The 19,763-nt window shown below is 71.1% G+C and carries 15 protein-coding genes and 1 pseudogene; 4 read left to right on the forward strand and 12 right to left on the reverse strand.

Annotated features, from left to right (window positions below; translation table 11 throughout):
* Positions 1–312: 312 nt before the first annotated feature.
* Complete coding sequence (locus tag ACFZBP_RS37125; RefSeq protein WP_391420075.1) at positions 313–588, reverse strand: hypothetical protein; 276 nt, start codon at positions 586–588, stop codon at positions 313–315.
* 531 nt (positions 589–1,119) lie between these two features.
* On the opposite strand from ACFZBP_RS37125, the gene ACFZBP_RS37130 reads away from it, so the two are divergent.
* Positions 1,120–2,064: a hypothetical protein gene (locus ACFZBP_RS37130; RefSeq protein WP_391420077.1), complete on the forward strand. Its 945-nt coding sequence runs from the start codon at positions 1,120–1,122 to the stop codon at positions 2,062–2,064.
* A 6-nt stretch (positions 2,065–2,070) separates the two neighbouring features.
* Here ACFZBP_RS37130 and ACFZBP_RS37135 read toward each other — a convergent pair whose 3' ends face one another.
* The 3 genes and pseudogenes from ACFZBP_RS37135 to ACFZBP_RS37145 form a co-directional block, all read right to left on the reverse strand.
* The gene (locus ACFZBP_RS37135) at positions 2,071–2,379 is read right to left on the reverse strand and encodes an AzlD domain-containing protein (RefSeq protein ID WP_391420079.1); all 309 of its coding nucleotides are present in this window, start codon (positions 2,377–2,379) and stop codon (positions 2,071–2,073) included.
* Positions 2,376–3,107 (reverse strand): AzlC family ABC transporter permease, encoded by a 732-nt coding sequence (locus tag ACFZBP_RS37140; protein ID WP_391420081.1) that lies wholly within the window; start codon positions 3,105–3,107, stop codon positions 2,376–2,378. Before ACFZBP_RS37140 ends, ACFZBP_RS37135 begins: the two co-directional genes overlap by 4 nt.
* Positions 2,990–3,970: pseudogene (locus tag ACFZBP_RS37145) on the reverse strand (AraC family transcriptional regulator); the annotation flags it as partial. The pseudogene ACFZBP_RS37145 and the gene ACFZBP_RS37140, both read right to left, overlap by 118 nt.
* Positions 3,971–4,241: 271 nt before the next feature.
* On the opposite strand from ACFZBP_RS37145, the gene ACFZBP_RS37150 reads away from it, so the two are divergent.
* The 3 genes from ACFZBP_RS37150 (at position 4,242) to ACFZBP_RS37160 (ending at position 11,028) form a co-directional block, all read left to right on the forward strand.
* Entirely contained in the window at positions 4,242–9,248 is a 5,007-nt protein-coding gene (locus tag ACFZBP_RS37150; protein WP_391420083.1) for an ATP-dependent helicase, read from the forward strand.
* Between the two features lie 101 nt (positions 9,249–9,349).
* Positions 9,350–10,231, forward strand: a complete 882-nt coding sequence (locus tag ACFZBP_RS37155) for a DNA-formamidopyrimidine glycosylase family protein (protein ID WP_391420086.1) — start codon at positions 9,350–9,352, stop codon at positions 10,229–10,231.
* A 32-nt stretch (positions 10,232–10,263) separates the two neighbouring features.
* Positions 10,264–11,028 (forward strand): SDR family oxidoreductase, encoded by a 765-nt coding sequence (locus ACFZBP_RS37160; protein WP_391420088.1) that lies wholly within the window; start codon positions 10,264–10,266, stop codon positions 11,026–11,028.
* Here ACFZBP_RS37160 and ACFZBP_RS37165 read toward each other — a convergent pair.
* From ACFZBP_RS37165 to ACFZBP_RS37200, 8 genes are all read right to left on the reverse strand, one after another.
* A complete protein-coding gene (locus ACFZBP_RS37165) occupies positions 10,976–11,263 on the reverse strand; it encodes a hypothetical protein (protein WP_391420090.1) in 288 nt (95 codons plus the stop codon). The genes ACFZBP_RS37160 and ACFZBP_RS37165 overlap by 53 nt on opposite strands.
* A gap of 306 nt (positions 11,264–11,569) precedes the next feature.
* Positions 11,570–11,950 (reverse strand): helix-turn-helix domain-containing protein, encoded by a 381-nt coding sequence (locus ACFZBP_RS37170; protein WP_383456896.1) that lies wholly within the window; start codon positions 11,948–11,950, stop codon positions 11,570–11,572.
* A gap of 109 nt (positions 11,951–12,059) precedes the next feature.
* Positions 12,060–12,605, reverse strand: coding sequence for a nicotinamide-nucleotide amidohydrolase family protein (locus ACFZBP_RS37175; RefSeq protein WP_391420094.1), 546 nt, complete (start codon positions 12,603–12,605; stop codon positions 12,060–12,062).
* Positions 12,602–13,366 carry a CDP-diacylglycerol--glycerol-3-phosphate 3-phosphatidyltransferase gene (gene pgsA / locus ACFZBP_RS37180; RefSeq protein ID WP_383456890.1) on the reverse strand — a complete coding sequence of 255 codons (765 nt, stop codon included), beginning with the start codon at positions 13,364–13,366 and terminating at the stop codon, positions 12,602–12,604. Before pgsA ends, ACFZBP_RS37175 begins: the two co-directional genes overlap by 4 nt.
* A complete protein-coding gene (gene rimO, locus ACFZBP_RS37185) occupies positions 13,363–14,835 on the reverse strand; it encodes a 30S ribosomal protein S12 methylthiotransferase RimO (RefSeq protein WP_391420097.1) in 1,473 nt (490 codons plus the stop codon). Before rimO ends, pgsA begins: the two co-directional genes overlap by 4 nt.
* Positions 14,836–14,929: 94 nt before the next feature.
* Positions 14,930–15,760, reverse strand: a complete 831-nt coding sequence (locus ACFZBP_RS37190) for a helix-turn-helix domain-containing protein (RefSeq protein WP_383456885.1) — start codon at positions 15,758–15,760, stop codon at positions 14,930–14,932.
* A gap of 280 nt (positions 15,761–16,040) precedes the next feature.
* Positions 16,041–18,785, reverse strand: a complete 2,745-nt coding sequence (locus ACFZBP_RS37195; RefSeq protein ID WP_391420100.1) for a DNA translocase FtsK — start codon at positions 18,783–18,785, stop codon at positions 16,041–16,043.
* 160 nt (positions 18,786–18,945) lie between these two features.
* The gene (locus ACFZBP_RS37200; RefSeq protein ID WP_383456877.1) at positions 18,946–19,623 is read right to left on the reverse strand and encodes a two-component system response regulator; all 678 of its coding nucleotides are present in this window, start codon (positions 19,621–19,623) and stop codon (positions 18,946–18,948) included.
* Positions 19,624–19,763 lie beyond the last annotated feature (140 nt).

A 19,763-nucleotide genomic window follows, 5' to 3' on the forward strand; every position in this document is an offset into this window, starting at 1 on the left:
CGTGGGAACGAGTAGCCGGCATGCCGGATTCGTGTGCCGTGCTCATCGGGAGCGCCGCTCACCCCCACGCCGGACGGCGACTGGGCCGACGAGGCCAAGACCGACACGAGAGACGCGTTCACCATCGCCGATGCCGCCCGCGCGATGCTTCACGCGCTGCGGACAATCGACGGCGAGGACGAGTCGATCGCCAGGCCCTGCTCCGCCTCCCCGACGCAGTGCCGACGTCCTCATTCGCGATGCTCCGCGACGGCACCTTCTAGGAAGCCTGGCCGGCCACTGGAAATAACCAATCGGCGGATACGCCCCCAGTCACTCAGACCAGGCCAGACCAAACGCGACGCTCCCCAGCGAAGCGGTGGCCAGAACACCACTAACGAACCTGACCATCACCGGCGTCAGGAGCCGATTGACCCCCACCGTGTTCGACATGAAGCCGTGGATCCGCCACGCATCATCGCGATAGTTGAACGCCACCACCAACATGGCGGCACCAAAGACCAGACCCCACCCGAGCTCTGCCCACGCAGTCATCGATTCCCCCACGCCCGATGCCCAGTATCGATCCTGGCCCTTGACCAAACCCACAGGGGCACTCCCCGCACGCCCGGCACCGCAGCGTCGGCGCTGCGGAAGTCAAGGCCGCAGAGGCGGGCCAGCACTGGCTGCCCCCCTCAGCGCCGTCGTCGTCGCGTCGTACGCGGCCGCCCCGAGATGCTCGTCAGGGCGTCGCCGCACCACGTCAGCCACGTAGCTGGCGATAGACCAGTACCAGAAGGTGAAGCACACAGACAGTCACAGAGCGTCGTCACCATCAGACCCAGCCGACGGCATGAAACTCCCCGGTCGCCCCCTCACCCCAGGGGGTGTCCAGGGAGTTCGAGTACGAATCCAGGGAGTTTTCAGGGAGTTTCAGCGCGGGACGGGCCGGGACGCGGAGGGTTTTCGATTCCGCACAACAGTGCAGGTCATCGCACTAACTCGCGAAGATCTCCGCAGGTCGGCGGCCCCTCCGCTGCCAGAAGACCGTCAACCGCATGCGTCCAGTATCCCGCCCCTGAGAGTGGGCCTGTGCCGGGACCGCTTGCCGAGACCGCTTTCCGCCCTACGGTCTGTCGCATGCCCGAAACCGGAGCCTCCCCGCTCCCCCCGACGCCCCCCGCGCGCTCCCCGCTCTTCCGCGCCGAGCAGTTCGTCTGGCTCACCGCGCGCGTGCTCGAGCAGCGCCTCTTCGCGTACCACTTCCTGAACGGCGCCGCCGACCCGGTGGAGACCGCGCTGGACGCGTACCGCAACGAGGACGGCGGGTACGGCCACGCCCTGGAGCCGGATCTGCGCGGCCCGGTCAGCCAGCCGCTGCACACCGGCCGCGCACTGCACGTCCTGGACGCCGTCGAGCGCTGCGGCGGACAGCGCGTGGACCGCGTGTGCCGCTATCTCACCTCGGTCTCCACCACGGACGGTGCCCTGCCGGCGGTCCACCCGAGCCAGCGCGGCTACCCGGCGGCCCCCTTCATGCCGATCGTGGAGGACGCTCCCAGCTCGCTCCTGGCCACGGGGCCGGTGGTCGGTCTGCTGCATCGCAACGAGGTCTGGCACGCCTGGTTGTTCCGGGCCACGGACTTCTGCTGGCAGGCGGTCGAGTCCCTGGAGAAGTCCCATCCGTACGAGATCGAGGCAGCGGTGGCCTTCCTGGACTCCGCTCCCGACCGCCCGCGCGCGGAGGCGGCCGCCGACCGCCTGGGCCGCCTGGTGCGCGAACAGCGCCTTGTGGCCCTCGACCCGGACGACCTCGACGCGCACCCGGTCTCCCCCGGCTACGCCCCCGGCGAGCACCATTTCCCGCACCACTACGCGAGGACACCGCGCTCCTTCGCGCGCGCGTGGTTCACGGACGACGAGATGAGCCGTTCCCTCGACCGCCTGGCCGGCGAGCAGCAGGAGGACGGCGGCTGGCCGATCCGATGGCGGCAGTGGGCGCCGGGCACCGCCCTGGAGGCTCGCCCCATGGTGACGATCGAGGCGCTGCGTACACTCCGCGCGTACGGCCATCACATCGGCTGACGAGCCTCATCCGCCCAGGGCCCGCACCCCCGCCGTCACCACCACGGCAGCCGCGACGACAAGCAGGAACGGCGCCCGCAGGACGAGCGCCACGGCAGCCGCGGCGACTCCGGCGACCCGCGCGTCCAGCACCAGCTCGTGCCCGTCCCCGAACGTCTGCTGAGCCGTGAGGGCAGCGAGGAGGGCAACGGGCAGCAGGGCGGCAAGACGCCGTACGAGGGGCCGCTCCAGAGCACCCGCGGGCACCAGCAGCCCGACGAGCTTGACGCCATAGCAGCCGAGAGCGGTGACGCCGATCGCGATCCAGGTACTCACCGCTCCCCCTCCCGTACGTCCGCCCCGTGACGCCCCTGCACCCACAGCACGGCCGGCGCCGCGAGGGCGGCCACCAGAACGGGCACACCGGCGGGCAGCACCGGCAACAACCCGATCCCCAGCACCACGGCGAGACCGGCGACGGCCCGCTCGGTCGCGGACTTCAGCATCGGCGCGAGCAACGCCAGGAAGACGGCGGGCCCGGCCGCGTCCAGCCCCCAGGCGTCGGTGTCCCCCATGGCCTCCGCCCCGAGCCCACCGAGCAACGTGGTGACGTTCCAGAGCACGTACAGACTGAGTCCGGTCACCACGAACCCGATCCGCGCACTGCGCCGCGTCGGCTGCGCCAGCGCGACAGCGGCCGTCTCGTCGATCACCCACTGCGCGGCGAACGGCCGCACCGCGCGCGTGAGGCTCAGCAGCTGCGACAGCCGCAGCCCGTAGAACGCGTTGCGCACCCCCAGGAAGAAGGCACCGGCGGCCGCGGTCAACGGAGCACCTCCGGCCGCAAGCGCCCCGACCAGCGCGAACTGCGACGCTCCCGTGAACACCAACAAACTGAGCGCGCAGGTCTGCACGAGCGTGAGCCCACTGCCCGCCGACGTCACTCCGAACGCGAACCCGGACAGCCCGACGGCCACACCGACACCCAGCGCGTCCCGTACGACGGCGCCATCCGGTTTGTCTCCTTCGACATGGAGATCTTCGAGAGCTTTCTGTTCTGCCACGCCCGCGACGCTAAACCGGCCACTCCCGTGCGTCTTGTACGTTCTTGCGCTCCCGCTGATAGGCCCCCGGAGGAACCCCGACGATCCGGGTGAAATGCCGGTTCAGATGCGGCTGATCAGTGAACCCCACCACGGCGGCCGCCTCCGCCGGCGAGACACCCGCGTCCAACAGCCGCCGCGCCTCCCGCACCCGCGCATCGGTCAGCCAGGCATGCGGCGGCATCCCGTAGAGCTCCCGAAACGCCCGCAGCAAGGCGAACGGACTACTGCCAAGATCAAGAGCCAGCTTCTCCAGACTCGGCGGCTCGGCCATCCGCCCTTCCAGCACCTCACGCGCGCGTGCGGCGACCTGAGCCCCGGCCGTCCGCACCTCCCGCTGCGGCAGAGCCCCACCGTTCAGCCGCAGCAGCCGGGTCACAGCCACCCGAAGCAACGTGTCGGCAGCCAACGCGTTGCCCTCATCAGCGGCACGCAACACCTGATGCACCAGCCCCACCGCGTACCGGTCATCCAGCACCGGTCTCACGAATCCCGGCGTCCCCCGGATCAACGTGGTCTCCGCCGCGATCTCGGCCACCACCTCCGGCGAGGGGTACACGGCCCCGTACCGCCACCCCTCCGGAACCCCCGGCCCGTCCGGTATGCGCCGTATCCGGATTGACCAGCGCAAGGGCACCGGCCCCCGCGTACTGATCGGCCCCCCGATGGTGAAAGACCTCCACTCCGTCCGCGATGGCGGCGATCACGAAGTGCTCATGGGTATGCGGCACAAACGTCTTCCGTATGTACCGCGCCCGCAGCAGGTCAACCCCAGGCAACTCGGCATACCGCCAGTGCCGCGCCCGCTCGCCTGAACCTGCCATACATCCATTCTCACCGCGACGGCAGCAGACTCCTGAGGCGGTCCGCCCCCTTGCCGCCGCAGCCGCGTACCGGTCCGCCCCCCTTGCCGCCGCAGCCGCGTACGGCCCCGACCCACCCTCCACCCGCCGGCGCCACGCGAGCCCCCACCGAACAGGGACAGGCCGCCGCAGGCATCCCCCGCTCAACCACCGCAGGCGCCCCCGAACCCGCAAACCGAAGACATCCGCCCAGCTCAGCCCCATTGTCAGTGCCCGGGTGCAGGATGGACGCATGGTCAGCAACCGACACCGAGCCCTGGACGGCTTCTCCCCCGCGACCCGCGGCTGGTTCACGGGGGCGTTCTCCGCGCCCACCGCAGCCCAGGCAGGCGCGTGGCAGGCCATCCACGAGGGCTCGGACGTGCTGGTCGTAGCCCCCACCGGCTCGGGCAAAACCCTGGCCGCCTTCCTCGCCGCCCTGGACCAACTCGCGGCCACACCCCCACCGGCCGACCCCAAGAAGCGCTGCCGCGTCCTCTACGTCTCCCCCCTCAAGGCCCTGGCCGTCGACGTGGAGCGCAACCTCCGCAGCCCTCTGACCGGCATCCGCCAGGAATCCGTCCGCCTGGGCCTCCCCGAACCGGAGGTGAAGGTCGGCATCCGCTCGGGCGACACCCCCGCCGCAGAGCGCCGAGCCCTCTCGACCCGCCCCCCGGACATCCTGATCACCACCCCCGAGTCCCTCTTCCTGATGCTGACGTCCGCCACACGCGACGCCCTCACCGGAATCGAGACGGTGATCCTGGACGAGGTCCACGCGGTCGCGGGCACCAAGCGCGGCGCCCACCTCGCGCTCACCCTGGAGCGCCTGGACGAACTGCTCCCGAAGCCCGCCCGCCGCATCGGCCTCTCCGCGACCGTCCGCCCGGTCGACGAGATCGCCCGCTACCTCTCTCCCCACCGCAAGGTGGAGATCGTCCAGCCGAAGTCGGGCAAGGAGTTCGACCTCTCGGTCGTGGTCCCCGTCGAAGACCTGGGCGAGCTCGGCGGCTCCCCGGTCGCCGACAGCAGCGAAGGCGCAGGCGCGGAGCGCCCCTCGATCTGGCCCCACGTCGAGGAGCGCATCACCGACCTGGTGCAGTCCCACCGCTCCACCATCGTCTTCGCCAACTCCCGCCGCCTCGCGGAGCGCCTCTGCAACCGCCTCAACGAGATCGCCTACGAGCGCGCCACGGGCGAACCCCTGGACGAGCACCACGCCCCGGCCGAGCTCATGGGCGGCTCGGGCGCGGCCCAGGGCGCACCCCCCGTCATCGCCCGCGCCCACCACGGCTCGGTCTCCAAGGAACAGCGCGCACTGGTCGAGGAGGACCTCAAGGCGGGCCGCCTCCCCGCAGTCGTCGCCACGTCCAGCCTCGAGCTGGGCATCGACATGGGCGCGGTCGACCTGGTCGTCCAGGTCGAATCACCGCCGTCCGTCGCGTCCGGGCTCCAGCGCGTCGGCCGCGCGGGCCACCAGGTCGGCGCCGTCTCCACCGGCGTCGTCTTCCCGAAGTACCGCGGCGACCTCGTCCAGGCAGCCGTGGTCACCGAACGGATGCGCACCGGGTCCATCGAGTCCCTCAAGGTCCCGGCCAACCCCCTGGACGTCCTGGCCCAGCAGATCGTCGCCATGACGTCGATGGACACCTGGCAGTTCGACGACCTCCTGGCCACCGTCCGCCGAGCCGCCCCCTTCGCGTCCCTCCCCGAGTCCGCGTTCACCGCGGTCCTCGACATGCTGGCCGGCCGCTACCCCTCCGACGCCTTCGCCGAGCTTCGCCCGCGCGTGGTGTGGGACCGGGTCGCCGGCACGATCACCGGCCGTCCCGGCGCCCAGCGCCTCGCCGTCACCTCCGGTGGCACCATCCCCGACCGCGGCCTCTTCGGTGTCTTCCTCGCCGGATCCGACCCCAAGAAGGGTGGCGGCCGGGTCGGCGAACTCGACGAGGAGATGGTCTACGAGTCCCGCGTCGGGGACGTCTTCACGCTCGGCACCAGTTCCTGGCGCATCGAGGACATCACCCGCGACCGTGTCCTGGTCTCCCCAGCCCCGGGCGTCCCGGGCCGCCTCCCGTTCTGGAAGGGCGACCAGCTCGGTCGCCCGCTCGAACTGGGCCGCGCGGTCGGCGCGTTCCTGCGCGAGGTCGGCTCGCTGCCCAAGGACGACGCCCGCCTCCGCCTCCTCACGGCCGGCCTGGACGCCTGGGCTGCCGACAACGTGCTGTCGTACCTGGACGAACAGCGCGAGGCCTGCGGGCACGTCCCCGACGACCGCACGATCGTCGTCGAGCGCTTCCGCGACGAGCTCGGCGACTGGCGCGTCGTGGTGCACTCCCCCTTCGGCGCCCAGGTCCACGCTCCCTGGGCGCTCGCCCTCGGCGCGAAGCTGTCCGAGCGGTACGGCATGGACGCGCAGGTCATGCACGCCGACGACGGCATCGTCCTGCGCCTGCCCGACGCCGACCTCATGGGCCTGGACCTCCTGGACCAGGAACCGACCAAGGCCGGCCTGGAGTACGACGCCGATCAGGCGCCCGTCGGCGCGGCCGACGTCGTCTTCGACAAGGGCGACGTCGACCAGCTCGTCACCGACCAGGTCGGCGGCTCGGCCCTGTTCGCGTCCCGGTTCCGCGAGTGCGCCGCCCGCGCCCTGCTGCTGCCTCGCCGCAATCCCGGCAAGCGCACCCCGCTGTGGCAGCAGCGGCAGCGCGCCGCACAACTGCTCCAGGTGGCGAGCGAGTTCGGCTCGTTCCCGATCGTCCTGGAGGCGGTCCGCGAGTGCCTCCAGGACGTCTTCGACGTACCGGGACTCGTCGAGCTGATGGGCGACCTCGAGTCCCGCAAGGTACGCCTGGTCGAGGTCACCACCCCCGAGCCGTCCCCCTTCGCCCGCTCCCTGCTCTTCGGTTACGTCGCCCAGTTCCTGTACGAGGGAGACTCCCCGCTCGCCGAGCGCCGCGCAGCGGCCCTCTCGCTGGACTCACGGTTGCTGGCCGAACTGCTGGGCCAGGCGGAGCTGCGCGAGCTGCTCGACGCCGAGGTCCTGACCGAGCTGGAGCGGGAACTCCAGTGGCTCACCGAGGACCGCCGCGTCAAGGATCACGAAGGCGTCGCGGACATTCTGCGCCTCCTCGGCCCGCTCACCGACGCCGAACTGGCCGAACGCGGCGCCGAACCCCACTGGGCCCAGGAGCTGGCCGCCGCCCGCCGCGCCATCAAGGTCCGTATCGCCGGCACCGACCACTGGGCGGCGATCGAGGACGCGGGCCGCCTCCGCGACGCCCTCGGCACAGCCCTGCCCGTCGGCGTCCCCGAGGCCTTCACCGAACCGGTCAAGGACCCGCTCGGCGACCTCCTCGCCCGCTATGCCCGCACCCACGGCCCGTTCACCTCGGCCACCGCGGCGGGCCGCTTCGGCCTGGGCGTGGCGATCACGGACGGCGCGCTCCAGCGACTGGCGGCGAGCGGCCGCGTCGTGCAGGGCGAGTTCCATCCTGCCGGCATCGGCCAGGAGTGGTGTGACGCAGCCGTCCTGCGCCGCCTCCGCCGTCGCTCCCTCGCCGCCCTGCGTCATGAACTGGAACCCGTGCCGCCGGCCGCACTCGCCCAGTTCCTGCCGCAGTGGCAGCACATCGGCAAGGGCCACGGACTGCGCGGCATCGACGGACTGGTCCGCGCGATCGAGCAGTTGCAGGGCGCGTCCGTACCGGCATCCGCCCTGGAGAAGCTCGTCCTGCCGTCCCGCGTCGCGAACTACGCCCCCGCGATGCTCGACGAACTCACCTCCGCCGGCGAGGTCGTCTGGGCCGGAGCCGGCTCGCTCCCAGGCAAGGACGGCTGGGTCTCCCTCTACATGGCGGACGCGGCCCCCCTGCTGCTGCCTCAGCCCCACCCCCTGGAGCTGACGGCACTGCACCAGTCCGTCCTGGACGCCCTGTCCGGCGGCTACGGCCTGTTCTTCCGTCAGATCGCCGACCAGATCCGCGCCACCACCCACCCCGACGTCACCGACCCCCAACTCGCCGACGCTCTCTGGGAGCTGGCCTGGTCGGGCCGTCTGACGAACGACACGCTCGCCCCCATGCGCTCCCTGCTGGGCTCCGGCCGCACGGCGGGTTCCACCGCCCACCGCGCCAAGCGCACGGTCCCGCGCGGACGCTACGGCTCCCTCACGGCCGCCGCCCGCCCCGCCTCCCGGTCCGGCCCACCCACCGTCGCCGGACGCTGGTCCCTGCTCCCGGCCCATGAGCCGGACCCCACCGTGCGGGCCCACGCCCTGGCCCGCACCCTCCTCGACCGACACGGCGTGGTGACCCGGGGCGCGGTCGCCGCGGAGGGCGTCGAGGGCGGCTTCTCGGCGACGTACCGCATCCTGTCCGCCTTCGAGGAGAGCGGCCAGGCACGACGCGGTTACGTGGTCGAGGGACTCGGCGCCGCACAGTTCGCCATGGACGGCGCGGTGGACCGCCTGCGCGCGGTGGCCAACGCCAGCGACCGGGGCGAGGACCTCCCCGGCCCTGCCGCCCGCGACACCACCGACGCCCCAGACCCCTTCGGCGCACCTGCCCCGTACAACAACCCTGACGGTTTCGGCGGCTCCAGTGGCTTCGGCTCCTCCCACGGATCCCCCGCCCGGGACTCCGATCAGCCCCTCACCCCCGCATACGACCACCCCGACGGCGCCCCCACCTACGACATCCCTGACCTCGACCACGACTTCCTGGACGCCCACCTCGGCCCCGGCGACTACGTCTCGCCCCGCGACCGCGCCCCGAGAGGCGACCCACGCACTCCACAAGGCACCGCCTGGCACAACGGCGGCACCCCCTACGGCCCCGCCTCCCGCCGCCCCCGTCCCACCGCCGACACCCGAGCCGTCGTACTCGCCGCCGCCGACCCGGCGAACGCGTACGGCGCCGCCCTGGCCTGGCCCGAACCTCCCACCGGCGCCGGACACAAGCCGGGCCGCAAGGCGGGCTCCCTCGTGGTCCTCGTCGACGGCGAGCTGACTCTCTACATGGAACGCGGCGGCAAGACCCTGCTGGCCTGGCCCTCCGCCCTGGCCACCGAGCCCACCGACGACCCCCGCCTGCACACCGCCGCGGAGGCCCTCGCGGCGGCGGCCCGCGCCGGCTCCCTGGGCACGGTCACCGTGGAGCGGGTGAACGGCGCCGCGGCGCTGACGTCTCCCATAGGCACCCTCCTGGAAGCAGCGGGCTTCATCGCGACCCCCCGAGGCCTGCGCCTACGCGCCTGACCCGCCCCTCCAGGGCCCGCCCTCGCGCCTACCCTCGTCCGACTCCGCCCCAGCGCCGAACGACCCCGCACACGTCTCCAGTCCCGTGCCACCCTTGACCCATGCCCGAAGGAGACACGGTCTGGCAAACCGCGAAACGGCTGCACACCGCCCTCGCGGGAGAGGTGCTGACCCTCAGCGACTTCCGGGTGCCGAAGTACGCCACCGTCGACCTCACCGGCCGCACCGTCCTGGAGGTCACCCCGCGCGGAAAGCACCTGCTCACCCGTGTCGAAGGCGGCCTGACGGTCCACACCCACCTGGGGATGGAGGGCTCCTGGAAGGTCTACGCCGCCCAGCAGCGCTGGACGGGCGGCCCCGCCCACCAGATCCGGGTGGTCCTCGCCGCCGCCGACGCCCGACCGGCCCGCACGGCCGTCGGTTACCGCCTGCCTGTCCTCGACCTCCTGCGCACCACCGAGGAAGACCGTGCCGTCGGCCACCTGGGCCCCGACCTGCTGGGCCCGGACTGGTCCCCCGACCGCGCTCTCGCCAACCTCCTCGCGGACCCCGCCCGCGCCCTCGGCGAGGCCCTCCTGGACCAGCGCAACCTCGCCGGCATCGGCAATGTCTACAAGAGCGAGCTCTGCTTCCTGCTCCGCGCCACCCCATGGCTCCCCATCGGCGCACTCCCCGCCGAGCACACCACCCAACTACCCGTGCTTGCCAAAAAGCTCCTGGAAGCCAACCGTGACCGCCCGATCCGCAGTACGACGGGCCGCCACGGCCAGGATCTCTTCGTGTACGGCCGGGCGAACCGCCCCTGCCTGCGCTGCACCACCCCGATCCGCTTGGCGAACCAGGGCGACGGCTCCCGCGAACGCCCCACCTACTGGTGCCCGAACTGCCAGGCCGGCCCGGCCCCGAGCCTGGCCACCCGGCACTCGGCTCCTCACACCGCCCGAGAGACCCGGCCCAGCGCTTCACGCCGCACGACTAATTGACGGCCCGTCAGAAACCCTCGTACCGTCCCTACATGGCCGTCAAGGCGTACGACCTCACCGGACGCACCGCATTCGTCACCGGCGCCGCCGGCGGCATCGGCCGCGCCTCGGCCGTGCTGCTCGCCGAGGCCGGCGCCGTCGTGCACTGCGCCGACCGCGACGCACAGGGCCTGCACGAGACAGCGACCCTGATCAAGGCCAGCGGCGGCACCGCCCACACCCATCACCTCGACGTCACCGACCGCGAGCAGCTCCACCGGGCCGTCGCCTCCTGCGAGCGACTCGACGTGATGGCCGCGGTCGCCGGGATCATGCACAGCAGCACGGTCCTGGAGACCCGCGACGACGACCTCGACCGAGTGCTGGGCGTCAACTTCAAGGGAGTGCTGTACGCCTGCCAGGAGGCGGGCCGCGCGATGCTCGCCCAGCGCATCGGCGGCAGCATCGTCACCATGGCCTCGGGAGCCGTGGACACCGGCGGCCCCGGGCTGCTCTGCTACAGCGCGGCCAAGGCGGCCGTCGTGCAGCTGACCAAGACACTGGCGACGGAGATGGGCCCGCACGGCATCCGCGTCAACGCGGTCGCCCCGGGCTGGATACGCACCCCCATGACCGACCGCCACGACTCCGCGGCGCAGCAGCGGACCGAGGCGTTCATGGCCCGGATGTCACCCCTGGGCCGGGTCGGCGAACCGGAGGACATCGCGCACGCGGTGCTTCACCTGGCGTCCGACGCCGCGGCGTTCACCACGGGGCAGATCCTGCGTCCGAACGGCGGTGTGGCGATGCCGTGGTAGCCCGCCCCTCCCGCCCCGCCTGCCAGGCCTGAGCCCATCGCCCTGAGTCGACGGCTCCCGCGGCCCGCGCCTTGGGCACGCAGTGCACCGGCAACAGGCTCAACCCCCACCCTCCCGCGGCGACGGCCGCCTCCAGCGCCCCCGCGCCAGGCGCCAGCGCGAGCCTCAGCACGGCCCACCACCACAGCCCGCCCAGCCCCAGGGCCACCCCCCAGCGCGCTATCGGCCGTGCCATCCGCTCACCTCCAGCCCGAGGCTAGGCCGCCCGTTCACCCGCCGGGAGGGCGCACCAACAGCACACGGATGCAGCGCGGGCCAACGTCGTCACAGCGCGTCAGGCGCCGTCACACCCCTCCACCATGACCGCCGGGCCAGACACCGGCAAACGGACCGGGCAGACCACAGCCACGGCCACGGACGCGAGGGGTCTCTACAGCACGAAACCCCGACCGCACTTCCCCAGATCTCCCTGGAGAAGGCCCGGCCGGGGCCTCACACAACATCTCGGCACGTGGTCAGCCCACGCGCGACCTTGTCACCGTCAGGCGGCGACGACGTCCACCGCCTCGGCAGGCGCCTTGATGGTCACCCGTTCCGGTGGCACACCGGTCACCGACACGGAACCCAGCATCGGACGGACCGACGCCGGTACAGGCTCGCTGGGTGTGGCCGCAGCAGACTGGGCCAGCTCGGCGAGGGCGAGCTCGTCGCTCACTTCCCGCATGAGCTCGGACATCCGTACGTCCAGCGCGTCGCAGATCGCGGCGAGCAGCTCGGAGGAAGCCTCCTTCTGCCCCCGCTCCACCTCGGAGAGATAGCCGAGTGAGACTCGGGCGGACGAGGAGACTTCGCGCAGAGTACGGCCCTGGCGCTGGCGCTGCCGACGCAGCACGTCACCCAGCAGGCGACGGAGCAGAATCATCGGTGGCTCCCTCCTCGGACCGCGTAGCCGCATCCTTCACGCCCCACCGTACCGCCTTGCGCCGCGGCCGTGCGGGGAGCGATGTCGTGTTCACTCAGGGCTGCAAACATCAAAACCCCCCGTTCCGTTCCGTATCCTGTGTCCGCTCATTCCCACTGTGTTCGCTCGCAAGCTCCGTCAGGAGCAGTGCGAGTACGCTCCGTACACTCTCCATACGAATTTCCGCACGGTCGCCGTTCAACCGCAGGGCCTCCACTTTTCCGCCACCGGCGGAACCGGAACCCCGGTCGACGGGTCCGGCCACGGCCACGAAGACGGTGCCCACGGGCTGTCCGTCCTGCTCCTCGGGGCCCGCCACACCGGTCGTGGCGATGCCCCAATCGGTGCCCAGCGCCTTCCGTACGCCGACCGCCATCTGGGCCGCGACCTGCGGGTTCACCGCTCCGTGCTGCTCCAGCAGGGTGGCGTCCACGCCGAGCAGCTCATGCTTCAGCTCGGTGGCGTAGGCGGTCACCGAGCCCCGGAAGGCCTTGGAGGCCCCAGGTGCGGCTGTGATTTCCGCCGCAACCAGTCCGCCGGTCAGTGACTCGGCGACAGCGACCGTCTCGCCCTTCACTGCGAGTAGTCGCACCACGTCGGCGGCCGGGGAACTCACGCTTCCGTCTCCTCCAACGCGGCCTCGCGCTCGGCAATTCCCTGCCTGCGCAGCACAATGGCTTGTCTCACATAGTCGAGCCCGGTCACCACGGTCAGGACGACCGCGGCGGCCATCACCCACCACCGCAGGCTGGCCAGCCACCCCGTCAGCGCCAGGATGTACATCCCGACGGCCACGCCCTGGGTGAGCGTCTTGAGCTTGCCGCCCCGGCTCGCCGGGATCACGCCGTACCGGATGACGATGAAACGCAGCAGCGTGATGCCGAGTTCCCGGCCGAGGATCACGCCCGTCACCCACCACGGCAGATCACCGAGGGCCGACAGACAGATCAGCGCCGCCCCCATGATCGCCTTGTCGGCGATGGGGTCGGCGATCTTCCCGAAGTCGGTGACGAGGTCGTACGTCCGTGCCAGGTGGCCGTCGAACAGGTCGGTGATCATGGCGATGGCGAAGGCCGCCCAGGCCAGGGAGCGCCAGGCCGGGTCGTATCCCCCGTCGGCCAGCATCAGCGCGACGAAAGCCGGTACCAGGACCAGCCGGAGCATGGTCAGGAGGTTCGCGATGTTCCAGACGCTGGCCTGGTTGACGGCCGCGGCCACGACCTTCCCGCCGCGCGCGGCCTTGGCACCGCCCGCGCCACCCGGTTCGGCGCCGCCCGTCTTCGGCCCGTGGGCCTTGGACGAACCCACCGCGCTCGCCTTGCCTGCCGCACCCGCCGGGGAGGAGCCACCCGCGGCGGACGCCGGAACTCCGGTCATCTGCCCGCCTCCTCACTACACGCGAGCATGCCCTGAAGCGGCTCGGCCACCAGGTCGACACCCTCGGTGCCGACCACCTTCGCCTCGACCATACGACCGATGCTCAGCCCCTCGCCGCTCGTGAGCAGCACCTGGCCGTCCGTCTCCGGCGCCTGGTGCGCTCCACGGCCGTACACGCCCTCGGCCGAGTCCACGGACTCGACGAGCACGTGCACGGTCTCCCCGACGCGCTCCTCGGCCCGCTGCGAGACGAGTTCCTCGGCCAGCCGGGAGACGCGCGCCAGCCGTTCGGCGACGACGTCCTCGTCGAGCTTGTCGTCGTATGTCGCGGCCTCCGTGCCGTCCTCGTCGGAGTACCCGAAGACACCGATGGCATCCAGGCGCGCGCCGTTCAGGAACCGCTCCAGTTCGGCGAGGTCGGCCTCGGTCTCGCCGGGGAAGCCCACGATGAAGTTGGAGCGCACGCCGGCCTGGGGGGCCTTGCCACGGATGGTGTCGAGCAGCTCCAGGAAGCGGTCGGTGTCACCGAAGCGGCGCATCGCGCGCAGCACGTCGGGCGCGGAGTGCTGGAAGGACAGGTCGAAGTACGGGGCGATCTTCGGCGTGGAGGTCAGCACGTCGATGAGGCCGGGCCGCATCTCGGCCGGCTGGAGGTAGCTGACGCGCACCCGCTCCAGACCGTCGACCTCGGCGAGCTCGGGCAGCAGCGACTCCAGCAGCCGGATGTCGCCCAGGTCCTTGCCGTACGACGTGTTGTTCTCGGAGACCAGCATGATCTCCTTGACGCCCTGCTCGGCGAGCCACCGCGTCTCGTTCAGCACGTCGCTCGGGCGGCGCGAGATGAAGGAGCCGCGGAAGGACGGGATGGCGCAGAAGGAGCAGCGCCGGTCGCAGCCGGAGGCGAGCTTCACCGAGGCGACCGGGGCGCCGTCGAGGCGGCGGCGCAGGGGCGCACGGGGCCCGGAGGCCGGAGCGAGCCCTTCCGGAAGATCCACGGGCGCGTGCCCGGGCAGCGCGACCTCGGCCGCGGACTCCTGTCGCTCGGCCGGGCTGATCGGCAGCAGCTTGCGGCGGTCGCGCGGGGTGTGGGAAGCGTGGATGCCGCCGTTCAGGATGGTCTGGAGGCGGTCCGAGATGTTCGCGTAGTCGTCGAAGCCGAGTACGCCGTCGGCCTCGGGAAGGGCCTCGGCCAGCTCCTTGCCGTACCGCTCGGCCATGCAGCCCACCGCCACGACGGCCTGGGTTCTTCCATGACCCTTGAGGTCGTTGGCCTCCAGGAGGGCGTCGACGGAGTCCTTCTTGGCGGCGTCGACGAAGCCACAGGTGTTGACGACGGCGACGTCCGCGTCCTCGGCGTCCTCCACGAGATCCCAGCCGTCCGCCTCCAAACGGCCTGCGAGCTCCTCCGAGTCCACCTCGTTGCGGGCGCAGCCAAGAGTGACGAGTGCGACGGTACGGCGTTCAGGCATGGGCTCAAGACTACTTTGTCTCACTGACAGCCCACGTCGACGGGGTTGGCCGATCTTGGCCAACCCCGTCCACAGCTCGACCCTTCGGCCTGACTTATCCGGCCTGCGGGTCGCCCTTCGTGTAGGTCAGGCGCTCCACGGCGCCCGGCTGCCAGTCGTCCTCGATCTTCTTGCCATTGACGTACAGGTCGATCGCACCCGCGTCACCGAGGACGAGGTTGACCTTCTCGCTGTCCTGGAAGGTCTTGGTGTCGCCCTGCTTGAGGAGGCCGTCGAAGAGCAGCTTGCCGTTGTGGTCCTTGGCCGAGATCCAGCTCCTGCCGTCGGCGGCGCTGACCTGGACGGTCACCTTGTCCTGCGGGACGGCGGCGATGGCGCTGTCCGAGGGCTTGGGGTCCTTGGGCTTGTCGGTCTTCGGGGTGGGCGTGGTCTTGTCGGCGGTCGGCGTCGAGCCGCCCTCGGCGACCGCCGTCCTGCCGCCCTCGCCCTCGCCCTTGAACGCGGTGAACCCGACGAACCCGATCACGGCGACGATCGCGGCGACCATGGCCGCCGTCCAGTTGGGCCCGCGCCGCTCGGGGCGGATCCGCTCCGCCTCGAACAGGGGGGCCGCCGGCGTCGGCGCCGGTCGTCCGCCGTGCGAGTCGTCGTACTGGGCGAGCAGTGGGGCGGGGTCGAGGTGGACGGCTTTGGCCAGGGTCCGGATGTGGCCACGGGCGTACACGTCGCCGCCGCAGGGGGCGAAGTTGTCGTCCTCGATTGCATGCACGATGGCGATGCGGACCCGGGTGGCGTTACTGACGTCGTCGACGGTCAGCCCCGCGTCGACGCGCGCCTGCTGGAGGGCACGGCCGATCGAGGGACGGGATTCGTCGGACACGTCTTCGAACGGACGCTCGTCTTCAGGGGAGTTGCCGATGGACACGGGGGCGCCTTTCGAGCGTTTAAGCCACCTGTGCTGGAGGTTCAGTCTAGGGGGGGTACGAAAGGGTGGGGCAACCGGGCGGTATGACTTTGTACGCCATCGGAATGGCCGGACACGCCGACGACGGAGTACGAGATTCTCGCGCTTCCCTCAACTTGACGTACGCCGAAGGGGAACGGTTGCTCAATGATCCCTTACGGGTGAGTCACGATCGGACATCGACCCGTCACCCACCCGTCCGCAAGGCGATCACTGCGTCCGTTTCCGCCCCGGACTCCCTTTAAGCCTCCCCGCGGATCACGGCGAGCACGCCGTCCAGCTCATCAGGTTTCACAAGAACGTCACGAGCTTTGGAGCCCTCGCTCGGTCCGACGACGCCCCGCGACTCCATGAGGTCCATCAGCCGCCCTGCCTTGGCGAACCCGACCCGCAGCTTGCGCTGGAGCATGGACGTCGACCCGAACTGCGTGGAGACCACCAGCTCGGCCGCCTGGCACAGCAGATCGAGGTCGTCGCCGATCTCCTCGTCGATCTCCTTCTTCTGCTTGGTGCCCACGGTGACGTCGTCCCGGAAGACGGGTGCCATCTGGTCCTTGCAGTGCTGGACGACGGCCGCGACCTCCTCCTCGGTCACGAAGGCGCCCTGCATACGCGTGGGCTTGTTGGCGCCCATCGGCAGGAACAGCCCGTCGCCCTTGCCGATCAGCTTCTCGGCGCCCGGCTGGTCGAGGATGACCCGCGAGTCCGCGAGCGACGAGGTGGCGAACGCGAGCCTTGAGGGGACGTTCGCCTTGATCAGACCGGTGACGACGTCGACCGACGGTCGCTGCGTGGCGAGCACCAGGTGGATGCCGGCCGCGCGCGCGAGCTGCGTGATGCGCACGATCGCGTCCTCGACGTCGCGCGGCGCGACCATCATCAGGTCGGCGAGCTCGTCGACGATCACCAGCAGGTACGGGTACGGCTGGAGCTCACGCTCACTGCCCTCCGGCGCCTTCACCTTGCCGTTGCGGACGGCTTCGTTGAAGTCGTCGATGTGCCGGTATCCGTACGCCGCCAGGTCGTCGTACCGAAGATCCATCTCCCGTACGACCCACTGGAGCGCCTCGGCGGCCCGTTTCGGGTTGGTGATGATCGGGGTGATCAAGTGCGGGATGCCTTCGTAGGCGGTCAGCTCGACGCGCTTGGGGTCGACGAGGACCATACGAACGTCCTCCGGGGTCGCCCGCATCATCACGGAAGTGATCAAGCAGTTAATGCACGACGACTTACCGGAACCGGTCGCACCGGCAACCAGCACATGCGGCATCTTCGCGATGTTGGCCATCACGTATCCGCCCTCGACGTCCTTGCCGAGCGCGACCAGCATCGGGTGGTCGTCCTCGGCGGCGGCCGCGAGGCGCAGCACGTCTCCGAGGTTGACCATCTCCCGGTCGGTGTTGGGGATCTCGATGCCGACCGCCGACTTGCCGGGGATCGGGCTGATGATCCGCACGTCCGGGCTGGCGACCGCGTACGCGATGTTCTTCGTCAGCGCGGTGATCCGCTCGACCTTCACCGCGGGCCCGAGCTCCACCTCGTAGCGCGTGACCGTCGGCCCGCGCGTGAAGCCGGTGACCCTGGCGTCGACCTTGAACTCGGTGAAGACGGTCGTGAGGGACTCGACGACGGCGTCGTTGGCGGCGCTGCGCGACTTGCCGGGACCGCCGCGCTCCAGGAGATCGAGCGACGGGAGCGAGTAGGTGATGTCGCCGGACAGCTGGAGCTGTTCGGCGCGCGGAGGCAGGTCGCGTACCTCGTCGGGCGCGGACTTGGTGAGGTCCGGCACCTCGGCCTTGGTCAGGTCCGGGACCTCGCTCTTGGGGAGCTTCTCCTGCTTGGGCCGCGCGGCCGGGACGGGCGTCGGCACCGGCGTGGTCTCCGCGCGGTCGCCCACGCTGACGCCCTGGGTGAGGTCGGCGACGATCGGCGAGGGCGGCATCCCGTGCAGCACGGCTCCGTCGAGCGCGGCAGCGGCGGCCGCGGCGACGTCCACAGCGTCCATGGGACGGTTCATCTCGGGCTGCGGCACCGCGGAGCGCCTCGGACGGCCGCGACGCCGCGAGAGGGCCTCCTGCTCGGCGCTGTCGGGGTCGTACGCCTCGGGGGCCGGGCGGCGCTTACGGCCGCGCGCGGCGGGCAGCGCCTCGCGCCACTGGTCGTCGTAGCGCTGGTCGTCCTCGGTGACCTCGTCGTCGTCCTCGTCCGGGTCGGGCAGGATGCCGAGCTTGATGCCGAGCAGCCGCAGCCGCTGCGGGATGGCGTTGACCGGCGTGGCCGTGACGACGAGCAGCCCGAAGATCGTGAGCAGCACGAGCAGCGGTACGGCGAGGACCTCGCCCATGGTGTACGTCAGCGGGGTCGCCGCGCCCCAGCCGATGAGGCCGCCCGCGTCCCTTATGGCCTGCATGCCGTCGCTGCGGGCCGGCGAGCCGACGGCGATGTGGACCTGGCCGAGCACGCCGATGACGAGCGCGGACAGGCCGATGACGATACGACCGTTGGCCTCGGGCTTCTCGGGGTGCCGGATGAACCGTACGCCGATGACCGCGAGCAGTATCGGCACGAGCAGGTCGAGCCGGCCGAAGGCACCGGTCACGATGATCTCGACGAGGTCGCCGACGGGGCCGCGCAGGTTGGACCAGGTGCCGGCGGCGCCGATCAGCGCCAGCCCCAGGAGCAACAGCGCGATGCCGTCCTTGCGATGGGCGGGGTCGAGGTTCTTCGCGCCCTGCCCTATGCCGCGGAACACCGCGCCGACCGCGTGCGCCAGCCCGAGCCAGACGGCGCGCACGAGCCGGTAGATGCCCCCGGTGGGGTTGGGTGCCGGCTTGGGCGGGGGCGCGGCTTTCTTCGCCGCGGCCTTCTTGGCCGGCGCCTTCTTCGCGGGGGCTTTCTTGGCAGCGGCCTTCTTCGCCGGGGCCTTCGCGGAAGCGGCCGCCTTCTTCGCGGGCGGCTTCTTGGCTGCGGAGGGACGTGAGGCCATGGGTGTGAGGTTACCGGTGGAGACGACAGCGGACACGTGTGCCCACTGCTTCACCCGTTCGTGTCGCCCTTGCGGAGGCGGCGAACTGACGCCGGTTCATGGACCGGTCACACGCCGGACGGCCCCGAGGTGGCGCGGGGCAACACGCGCCCCCTCGATGTCAGTTCTGCGAGGAGACCGAGGACGTGCTCCCGGTGCCCGGCTCCAGCGCGTCCAGCGCCCGCCGCAGTCCCGTGAGTTTGCGTTCGAGATGGGCTGCCGTGGCCACCGCGGCCGCGTCCGCCGACTCGTCGTCGAGCTGCTTGGACAGCGCCTCGGCCTGCTCCTCGACGGCGGCGAGCCGCGCCGACAGCTCGGCCAGCAGCCCCGCCGGCTCCTTCGAGTCGCCGCCCGCGGCCTTGCCGCCCTCCAACTGAAGCCGCAGCAGCGCCGCCTGCTCACGCAGCTGGCAGTTCTTCATGTACAGCTCGACGAACACCGAGACCTTCGCCCGCAGCACCCACGGGTCGAACGGCTTGGAGATGTAGTCCACCGCCCCCGCCGCGTAGCCACGGAAGGTGTGATGCGGGCCGTGGTTGATCGCGGTGAGGAAGATGATCGGGATGTCCCGGGTCCGTTCCCGCCGCTTGATGTGCGCCGCGGTTTCGAAACCGTCCATTCCCGGCATCTGGACATCCAGCAGAATGACCGCGAAGTCGTCCGTCAGAAGTGCCTTGAGCGCTTCCTCCCCGGACGATGCCCGCACCAGGGTCTGATCGAGCGCAGAGAGGATCGCCTCCAGCGCCAGCAGATTCTCCGGCCGGTCATCGACCAGGAGGATCTTGGCCTTCTGCACCATGGCCCGCCCTCCTCGCCCCGGCAGTGCACCGGGCTCCGCCCCAGGGGACGACTCCCTTACGCCGCCCGCCCTCGTGCCGGTCATGGTAGCCGCACCCCGCCTGTCGCCACACCCTGTCACCGCGATGTCACTGTGCACGT

It is taken from the genome of Streptomyces sp. NPDC008086 (genome assembly GCF_042957325.1).
Lineage (GTDB): Bacteria > Actinomycetota > Actinomycetes > Streptomycetales > Streptomycetaceae > Streptomyces.

Bases quoted from the DNA above. Each gene is read 5' to 3' on its own strand.
- ACFZBP_RS37130 (WP_391420077.1), top strand. From the start codon at position 1,120: ATGCCCGAAACCGGAGCCTCCCCGCTCCCCCCGACGCCCCCCGCGCGC.
- ACFZBP_RS37150 (WP_391420083.1), top strand. From the start codon at position 4,242: ATGGTCAGCAACCGACACCGAGCCCTGGACGGCTTCTCCCCCGCGACC.
- ACFZBP_RS37155 (WP_391420086.1), top strand. From the start codon at position 9,350: ATGCCCGAAGGAGACACGGTCTGGCAAACCGCGAAACGGCTGCACACC.
- ACFZBP_RS37160 (WP_391420088.1), top strand. From the start codon at position 10,264: ATGGCCGTCAAGGCGTACGACCTCACCGGACGCACCGCATTCGTCACC.
- ACFZBP_RS37165 (WP_391420090.1), bottom strand. From the start codon at position 11,263: ATGGCACGGCCGATAGCGCGCTGGGGGGTGGCCCTGGGGCTGGGCGGG.
- ACFZBP_RS37170 (WP_383456896.1), bottom strand. From the start codon at position 11,950: ATGATTCTGCTCCGTCGCCTGCTGGGTGACGTGCTGCGTCGGCAGCGC.
- pgsA (WP_383456890.1), bottom strand. From the start codon at position 13,366: ATGACCGGAGTTCCGGCGTCCGCCGCGGGTGGCTCCTCCCCGGCGGGT.
- rimO (WP_391420097.1), bottom strand. From the start codon at position 14,835: ATGCCTGAACGCCGTACCGTCGCACTCGTCACTCTTGGCTGCGCCCGC.
- ACFZBP_RS37195 (WP_391420100.1), bottom strand. From the start codon at position 18,785: ATGGCCTCACGTCCCTCCGCAGCCAAGAAGCCGCCCGCGAAGAAGGCG.
- ACFZBP_RS37200 (WP_383456877.1), bottom strand. From the start codon at position 19,623: ATGGTGCAGAAGGCCAAGATCCTCCTGGTCGATGACCGGCCGGAGAAT.